Genomic DNA, 9,096 nt, shown 5'->3' with positions numbered 1-9,096 from the left:
TCTTAGTTTATCAAATGTATTTTCTAGTAATATATTTAACAATTAACTAATAATTAAATAAAACAATTATTTAAAAATTTTTTAAGAAAAGAAAGGATGAATTTTTCAGAAAAAACCTATTTTATTAAGTGTAAAAGATACTATCTAACGATTAATCCAATAAATATAAGTATTTTTACAAAATAAAAAGCACTTTATTTTTTTTCAATAAAGTGCTACATTTGCATTTACAATTTACATGTAAAATAATTATCAGATTTATGTTAAAATTTTGATTATGGAATAATATACTAAGTATTATTTAAATTTTCATAGTTTTAAAAAACAATAAAAATGAGCAAGAATGATGAGGTGAAGTTATGCAGAAAAAAACAGCACAAAAATATGGATTTTTTATGTGCTTTTGTATGGTTGTTGGAACAGTTGTTGGAACAGGAATATTTTTTAAAAATGAAGGTGTATATGGATTAACTAGTGGGAATGGAGTTCTAGGTTTAATTGCATGGATAATTGGTGGTCTAATGGCTCTCTCATTTGGATTATCATTTATGGAAATTTCATCAGCAAAACAAGATTCAAATTCAGGTATTGCTTTGTATGCAAAGATGTTCGGGGGAAAATGGTTTGGTCGTGTAGTGAGAAACGCTATGAACCATATTTATATTCCGTTAACAACTTTTACTGTTGCGTATTATACAACAAAAGCTTCAATTTGAGCTTTTGGTGGTGGTTTGACCGCAGAAATCGTATTTAGTGAAAAAGTTGGAGGTTATGCTAATTATCAATTAATTTTAACAAGTTTTTCAATTATTTATACTGTTTTATTAATTTATATTTGTACTTATTTAGAAAAAACAGGAAAATATATTCAAATGACAACCGTTGTTTTAAAATTAATTCCATTAATTTTAATTGGTTTAATTGGAATGTTCTTTTTTAATAATGACCCTAGTGCATTAAGTAAGAGTGGTTTAGGTGATCCTGATAAATATAAATTAGTTGCAAATAAAACTGGATTGGAAATGATTTTAATGGCTTTGCCAGGGATTCTATTTTCATTTGATGGTTTTTTATCAACAACATATATTCAAAAGGATGTTAAAAAACCAGAGCAAAATATTCCATTAGCTTTAGTATTAGGTTTAGCATCAGTAACAATACTTTATTTACTTGTTTCAATTGGAACTTTAAATTTAGATGCTAAAGGAAGTGTTGCTGTTGCTGGGGGTAAAATTTTTAGTAATCCGGTTATTAATAAAATTTTTGAACGAATTATTTTCTTCTTTATTTTAATTAGTTCTTTTGGAACTTTAAATGGATATAGTTTTTCTTTAGTTAAACTAAGTCATTCATCAATTGAAGATAATTTTATTATTGGTGCAAAACTATGGAATAAAATTATGAAAAAATATAGTATTAATTTTGCAATTTTTTTAGCATCAGTTATGATTACATTAATATGAGGACTAATTATGGGTATTCCAACTATTTTTGCAAAAGAAACTTATAATTTTTACGATTTTATTAGTAATGCAGGTGTTGTGATGGCATTTCTGATGTATGGAACAATTATTGCTTTGGGAATATGAAATCGTTATCATCAACGGATTGCAACAATTAAAAATTGATATTTTCTTCCAGCTGCAGTTATTAGTGTACTTTGTATTATTGCTATTATTGAATATAATATCTATTCATATTTTTTAAATGCTATTGTAATGCCAGAAAAAACTGGTCCCATTTTAGCAATTGCATTATTATTGCTAATTTTAGTTTTGCCATGATTTGGGATATGAATGAAAGATAATGATACAATTAATAAAAAGTTAACTATGACAATGTCATTTAATGATAAAAATTCTAGTAAGGATTTAAAAAGAAATTTAGTAGAAAATTCAGATACAAAAGAAAAGGATAAGACATAATTTATTAAATGCTAATGTTTTATTAATTTTTAACTTTGTTATAATAAAATAGTATTAATTTAAAAGTTATATTAAAAAGAGAAAGGATATTATTTCATGAAAAAAATACTAGTTTTTTTAGGAACAATTAGTATAACTCCCAATGTAATACCTTTAATAGGTGCTGTCAGTATGTATGATAAACCAACAAGTTTAGCGCAAACTAGTAGCAAAAGTAGCATAAATAAAATTACATATTCTTATAATTTTTTTACGTAAACAACAATTTTATATGCTGTTTTTGAACCCTCATTTTGAGAACATATTAAAGTTAATTATAGTATTAATAGCAAATTAGGTTTTAGTAATGTGTTGATAAATAGAATGTTTAAATCTGTTGAAATTGATTCAAATGTTAACGAAGAAAAATATCTTCTTGGGTTAACAGAACAAATATATGATAATTGAGAGACTATTAATTCTGTTTGAAATAATAGTGATAAGTTGTCTCCTATTGAAATAGAAGTTTCAATTGCAAAACGAATGAATTCAGATTGATTTGATTTCCATAACATATTTTATGTTTCAAACTATATTTCTGCTACAATACAATCTAATTAACCAGTTTTTATTGTTAGGTTATTAAAAATAAGAGTACTAAGAATTTTAATGTATTCTTATTTTTTATTTATTATTTATTATGTTTTATTTAAATTATTTTCGTTGGTGAAATTATTTAAAAAGGATAAAAAATATTATTGATTTAGGAATTTTATTACTTTAAGTCTTATTTGATTTATAAATTGTTAATGTATTTGTTAAAAGTCCTAAATTTATAATTTAGGTAAAAATATTTTTTAAAAAAGGGGTCTTGGAATGGCAAAAATAATAACTAAATTTAAGAGAAATAATAAAGAGTTTAAGGGACGAAAAAAAGAAATTGGTTTTTTAAAAACTGATGAGATTAAACAAATTTCCCAGTTTTCTCAAAGCGAAATTTTAGAACATTTTGAACTTAAAAATTTTGGTTTAACTTATGATGAAGCAGAACAAATCTGTAAAAAATATGGTGATAATTCGCAAGAAAAAATGAAATTTCATTGATTTAAACATTTTTTAAAAGTATTGTTAAATCCTTTTAATATTGTTTTGGCTTTAATTGCGATCTATAATATAATTAGTTATTTTACTTTAGGTGGTGATAGTTTTGAAGTTATTGGAGTTATTATTATTGCTATTATGATTATTATTAGTACTACAATTGCATATGTTCAAGATATCCGCAGTTTTTTCGTGACAAAAAAACTAACAGATTTAGTTAGTAACACAATTACAGTAATTCGATTAGAAGATGATGAAAAAGTTTCTGAAGTATCAGTTAAAAATAATACTAGTTTAATTCGAGAAGCAAAAGAATTAGAAATTCATGAATTAGTACCAGGTGATTTAATTTATTTATCAGGTGGGGATATGGTTCCTGCTGATGTTCGAATATTATGAAGTAATGAACTTTTTATTAATCAATCCAGTTTAACCGGTGAGTCGTTACCTGTTGAAAAACATGCTAGTTATAATCGTCATAAAGCAAGTTTACTAGAGTTAGAAAATATTTGTTATACGGGAACAAGTGTTGTTTCGGGTAGTGCAATTGCAGTTGTTATTGGTGTGGGAACAGAAACATATTATGCGACAATTTCAAAAACATTGCAAGTTAAACCACCAGAAAATAGTTTTAATCGTGGAATTAAAAGAACGACCTTATTACTATTATCATTTATGTTTGTAATGGTTCCCATTGTTTTTATTATCAATGGAATTACAAAAAATGATTGGTTATATGCTTTATTATTCGCTATTTCAGTTGCTGGTGGTTTAACTCCAGAAATGTTACCAATGATTGTGACTTCTAATCTTGCTCGTGGTGCCAGTCGAATGAGTAAAGCCAAAGTAGTTGTTAAAAAATTAGAAGCAATTCAAAATTTAGGGGCAATTGATGTTTTATGTACAGATAAAACAGGAACTTTAACAAATGATAAAATTGAATTGGTTGATTATCAGTTATTAGATAATAAAAAAGATGATCGTTTATTAACATATTTATATTTAAATAGTTATTTTTAAACGGGATTAAAAAATCCTTTAGATAAAGCAATTATTCATTATATTGATAATCATCATTTATCTAGTTTTAAGGATGATTATCAAAAAATTGATGAAATCCCCTTTGATTTTAATCGGCGTAAATTAACGGTTGTTATTTCAGGCAAAGACAAACATCATACTTTAATCTGTAAAGGGGCAATTGAAGAAATTATTAAAAATTGTACAAGAATTGAATATAAAGGAAAAGTTGAAAAGATAACAGAAGAACATTTACGAATGATTTCTGCAACAGCAGAACGAATGAATAGTGAGGGATTAAGAGTTATTGGATTAGCATATAACCATGGTCATGATGCCGATACTTATTATTCAACAAAAGATGAGAAAAATTTAATTTTTTATGGTTTTGTTTCTTTTCTTGATAAACCAAAACCTTCTGCAGCAAAAATGATTCAATTATTGCGAAAAAATGGAGTACAATTAAAAATTTTAACGGGTGATAATGAACAAGTCACAAGAGCAATTTGTGATCGAGTTCATTTAAAAATTCGTGGTGTTATAACTGGCGATTATATTGAAAAATTAAGTGAATTTGAACTCCGTGATGTTGTTGAACAAAATAATATTTTTGTTAAATTAAATCCATTACAAAAAGCAAAAATTATTACAGCTTTAAAACAAAATCAACATGTTGTTGGTTTTATGGGTGATGGAATTAATGATGCACCTGTTTTACGCCAAAGCGATGTTGCAATATCTGTTGATAATGCAACTGATATTGCAAAAGAAGCATCAGATATTATTTTATTAGAAAAGTCCTTATTAGTTATGGAAAAGGAAATTATTCAGGGACGACAAATTTTTGGAAATATTTTAAAATATATTAAGATTACAATAGCTTCTAACTTTGGCAATGTTCTGAGTATTTTAATTGCTTCAGAATGATTACCATTTCAACCAATGATGCCAATTCAAATTCTATTTCAAAATTTATTATATGATATATCCCAATTGGCAGTAGCATTTGATAAGGTTGATGTAGACTTTTTATCAAAACCACAAACTTGAACAACAAAGGATATTTTACCGTTTGTTTTTGTTAACGGACCTGTCTCCTCAATTTTTGATATTTTAACTTTTGTTGTTATGGGCTATTATTTTGGGGTTCTTGCCAATCCACAACACATCACAGCTGAACAAATTACTTTATTTCAAACAGGTTGATTTGTTGAAGGATTAGTGACCCAAACCTTAATTGTTCAAATGTATCGAACAAGAAAAATTCCATTCTTTCAATCAATGCCATCATGGCAATTATTGGTATCCAGCATTGCCGTCATTTTGATTGGAATGACCTTACCATTTACATCATTGGGGCCAAAACTAAGTTTAGTACCATTACCCACAATGTATTTTGCTTTCTTTGCTGCATTAGTGATTGGATATTGTTTAATGAGTCAAGGAGTCAAAGATTTATATATTAAAATTTTTAAGCGATGATTATAGATTTACTTTTAGTAAATCTATTTTTAATGCAAAATAAAAAAACATCTTGCTTTTACAAGATGTTTAAAATTATTCTTTAAATAATTCAAATAATGTTTTAATCATTACTCCAGTTCCACGCCCATCTTTAGTATCCGCTGTTCCAGCGATATCTAAATGAATATATGGTTTTTCTTCTACAAATTCACATAAAAAGGCAGCAGCAGTTGAACTACCAGCAAAGCATGAACTTTCAGCATTTGTTAGATCAGCAATTGGTGTTTTACGCATTACAGCAGTATGTTCTTCTAAAATTGGCATTCTTCAAATTCCTTCATGAGATTTAGAAGCTGTTTGTGCAAATTGTTCATATCATGCATCATTATTAGCAAAAACACCAGTTAATCATTTTCCTAAAGCTACTAGAATTGCACCAGTTAATGTTGAGGCTTCAATTAATTTATCCACATTTAATTTACGTATAGCATAAGTAATACCATCAGCTAGAACTAATCTTCCTTCAGCATCAGTATTATCAATTTGAACAGTTTTTCCGTTCATTGACGTAATAACTGATTCAGTTAAAGTTGCTTTTCCTCCAATTCGATTTTCTGTTAAACAAGCCACCGCAGCAATATTTGTTTTAACTTGTGCTTTTGCTAAAGCTAATACTGTTGAGCAAACAATAGCTGCTCCTGACATATCAAATTTCATTCCAGTTAATGCTGTTGATGGCTTTAAGTTATATCCACCACTATCAAAGGTAATTCCCTTTCCTATTAAGCCAACTTTTTCTTTTTTACTACTATCACCTAGATATTCTAAGATAACAACTCGGGGTTCTAAATAGCTTCCCGCATTAACAGCTAAAAGTAAACCCATTTTTTCTTTTTCAATTTCTTCTTTATCTAAAACTGTTACTTTTAAATTTGGGATTCCTTTTGCCATTGTTGTAATTTTTTCAGCAAAAACTTCTGGATACATTAAATTTGGTGGTGTATCTTGTAACATACGAGCAAAATTAACAAATTCCATTTTAATTTGAATTTCTTTAAAAATGGTAGGTGACTTCTCACAGTTATGGATTAAATTAATTGTATAAACTGATTTTTCTTTTTTATCTGTTTTTAAATTATAATTATCATTTAAAGCATATAGTGTTCCTTCTGATAGTGCTTTAAAAATATGAGTATTTGCTTCAGCACCTTTTTTGAAAGTGTCAACATCAATATTTAAACTATATTTAATTGTTTTCATAAAATTTTGGATAAAATCTTCAGCATTTTTAAAAGTTAATGCTTTTTCGAAATAAGCATAAATTGTTTTTTCTTCTGAAATTAAAGTTGTTGCACCGTTTTCTTGGACAACTAATGGGTTGATTTCATCACCTTTAAAAATTGCTTTTAGTGTTAAATCTTGTTTTTTGTCATTTAATAATACCATTGTAAAATTCCTTCTTTCTATATAGATAATTATATACACAATATTATAACATTATCTAGAATAACAATAAAAATATTTTGTTTTCCGTTATAATATAAAAAGGTAAATTTAGAAGAAAGAGGAGAAAAGAATGAAACGAAATGAAGCACCAGCACAATATAAATGAGATTTCAATCATTTATATTCCAATCATGAAGCATGGAAAAAAGATTTAGCAAAAATTGTAAAAAAATTAGAAGAAATTATCACCTTTAAAGGAAAATTAAATCAAATAGCTGTTTTTAAAAAATATATTTTTTTAGATGAAGAAATTGATTTAATTGCAAATAAAATGGGACAATATTTACATATGAGTGATATTGATACAACTGATTTATCATATCAAGAATTAGCAGGAACTTATTCAAATACTTTAAATCAAATTTCAAGTCAATTAGCTTTTGTTGCTCCCGAATTAAAAGCAATTGGTGAAAAAAAAATTATGACATGAATTAAAGAAGATTCTGCATTAAGTGCATATAAATATAGTTATCGTAAGTTTTTTAAAAATGCAAAATATATTTTATCAGAACGTGATGAAGAAATTTTAGCTTTAGTAACACGGTCACGAAGTGTAGCTTATGAATTGTATGATTTATTAGCATATGCTGATAAAAAGCCAACTTTTATTGATTATCAAGAAACAAAAACAGAATTAACAAATAGTGTATATAGTGAAATTATGGAGAAATCTGATCCATTAGGTGAACAAGAATTTCGAATTAAAACAGCACAATTGTTTTCTGAGCATTTAGTTGATAAAAAACATTCTTTTGCACGAATTTATGAGGGAATCATTCAACATAGTGTTGAATCTGTTCGCTTACGTGGTTATAAAAATACTTTACAAGCATCATTAAATAATGATGATGTATCTGAAGAAATTTATGCAAGTTTAATTAAATATGGTCGTGAAAATAGTCATTTATTTGTTCAATATAATGAGTTATTAAAAAAACATTTTAAATTTAAAAAGTTTTATCCAACTGATCGTAGTTTGAAGTTAGTTAAAAACATTGCATCATTAGATAAGAAATATACTGTTGAAGATGCAAAAAAAATGATACGTGAGTCCCTACAACCATTAAGAAATGAATATTTAACCCAATTAGAGTTAGCTTGAAGTGATCATCGCATTGATTACTTTGAAGATACTAATAAACGTAGTGGTGCTTATTCATCTGGTGGTTCAGGAGTTGAACCAATTATTTTAATGAATTGAGATGATACAATTGGTTCAGTTAATACATTAGCACATGAAGCTGGTCATTCTGTTCACACATTATTAGCAGATTTAAATAATAAATATCCATTAAATAGTTATCCAATTATTTTAGCAGAAGTTGCTTCAACAGTTAATGAGCACTTATTATTTGATTATTTATATAAATATGCTGAAAGTAAAGAAGAAAAAATTTATTTATTACAAAATCGAATTGATGAAATTATGGCAACTTTCTTTCGCCAAATTCATTTTGCTGATTTTGAATGAGCTGCGCATAAAATGGTTGAAAATAATGAGCCATTAGATGCTGATAAATTAGCAAATCTTTTTGATCAAAAAACTAATGAATTTGGTTATACTGTTTTTGATAAACATGAGTTACAACAAAAGACATATAGTTGACCACGAATTTTACATTTCTTTCATTCACCATATTATGTTTATAAATATGCAACTTGTATTGTTGCTTCATTTAAACTTTATAATGATGTCATTAATGGCCATCCAGAATATTTACTAAATTTTTTAAAACAAGGTGGTCGTAAAGAACCATTGGCAATTTTAAAAGATATCGGAATTGATTATACTGATGCTAATGTTTATAATGGCTTGATTACAAAATTAACAGAAATGATTAATAATCTTACTCAATTATTAAAATAGCATTATATTAGTTATAGAGTGCACCCCAAAAAGTAAGTATTAGTAAAAAAGGTTTATAAACTTTTATTTATTATATCCTTTTCTTTGCGGCTTGAATATCATTTATTTCATTTTTTAACATCATTAATATATTCATCATGCGATAAGTAAATATTGTTATGAATTGTTGCTTTTTTTAATAAAGAATGAAAACTTTCAATAACAATATTATCAGCACAATGATAATTTTTACCC

At 26.5% G+C, this 9,096-nt stretch carries 5 protein-coding genes and 2 pseudogenes; 5 read left to right on the top strand and 2 right to left on the bottom strand.

The window, feature by feature from the left end; genetic code table 4:
- Window positions 1–359: 359 nt before the first annotated feature.
- The 4 genes and pseudogenes from D9R21_RS02725 (at window position 360) to mgtA (ending at window position 5,513) form a co-directional block, all read left to right on the top strand.
- Window positions 360–1,925 (top strand): APC family permease, encoded by a 1,566-nt coding sequence (locus D9R21_RS02725; protein WP_126821004.1) that lies wholly within the window; start codon window positions 360–362, stop codon window positions 1,923–1,925.
- A 96-nt stretch (window positions 1,926–2,021) separates the two neighbouring features.
- A complete protein-coding gene (locus D9R21_RS06930; protein ID WP_158613853.1) occupies window positions 2,022–2,183 on the top strand; it encodes a hypothetical protein in 162 nt (53 codons plus the stop codon).
- A 105-nt stretch (window positions 2,184–2,288) separates the two neighbouring features.
- Window positions 2,289–2,525: a hypothetical protein gene (locus tag D9R21_RS02720; protein WP_126821003.1), complete on the top strand. Its 237-nt coding sequence runs from the start codon at window positions 2,289–2,291 to the stop codon at window positions 2,523–2,525.
- Between the two features lie 255 nt (window positions 2,526–2,780).
- Window positions 2,781–5,513 (top strand): annotated as a pseudogene (gene mgtA, locus D9R21_RS08640) (magnesium-translocating P-type ATPase).
- Window positions 5,514–5,582: 69 nt separating this feature from the next.
- On the opposite strand, the gene D9R21_RS02710 reads toward mgtA, so the two are convergent.
- On the bottom strand, window positions 5,583–6,935 hold the full coding sequence (locus D9R21_RS02710; RefSeq protein ID WP_126821002.1) for a M17 family metallopeptidase: 1,353 nt from the start codon (window positions 6,933–6,935) through the stop codon (window positions 5,583–5,585).
- A gap of 130 nt (window positions 6,936–7,065) precedes the next feature.
- Between D9R21_RS02710 and pepF the strand changes: the two genes are divergently transcribed.
- Window positions 7,066–8,862, top strand: coding sequence for an oligoendopeptidase F (gene pepF, locus D9R21_RS02705; RefSeq protein WP_126821001.1), 1,797 nt, complete (start codon window positions 7,066–7,068; stop codon window positions 8,860–8,862).
- Window positions 8,863–8,915: 53 nt separating this feature from the next.
- Here pepF and D9R21_RS06925 read toward each other — a convergent pair.
- A pseudogene (locus D9R21_RS06925) lies at window positions 8,916–9,096 on the bottom strand (IS3 family transposase); the annotation flags it as partial.

The organism is Spiroplasma endosymbiont of Megaselia nigra, from assembly GCF_003987485.1.
Taxonomy (GTDB): Bacteria; Bacillota_I; Bacilli_A; order Mycoplasmatales; family Mycoplasmataceae; genus Spiroplasma.
This window is presented reverse-complemented; position numbering and strand designations above follow the sequence as displayed.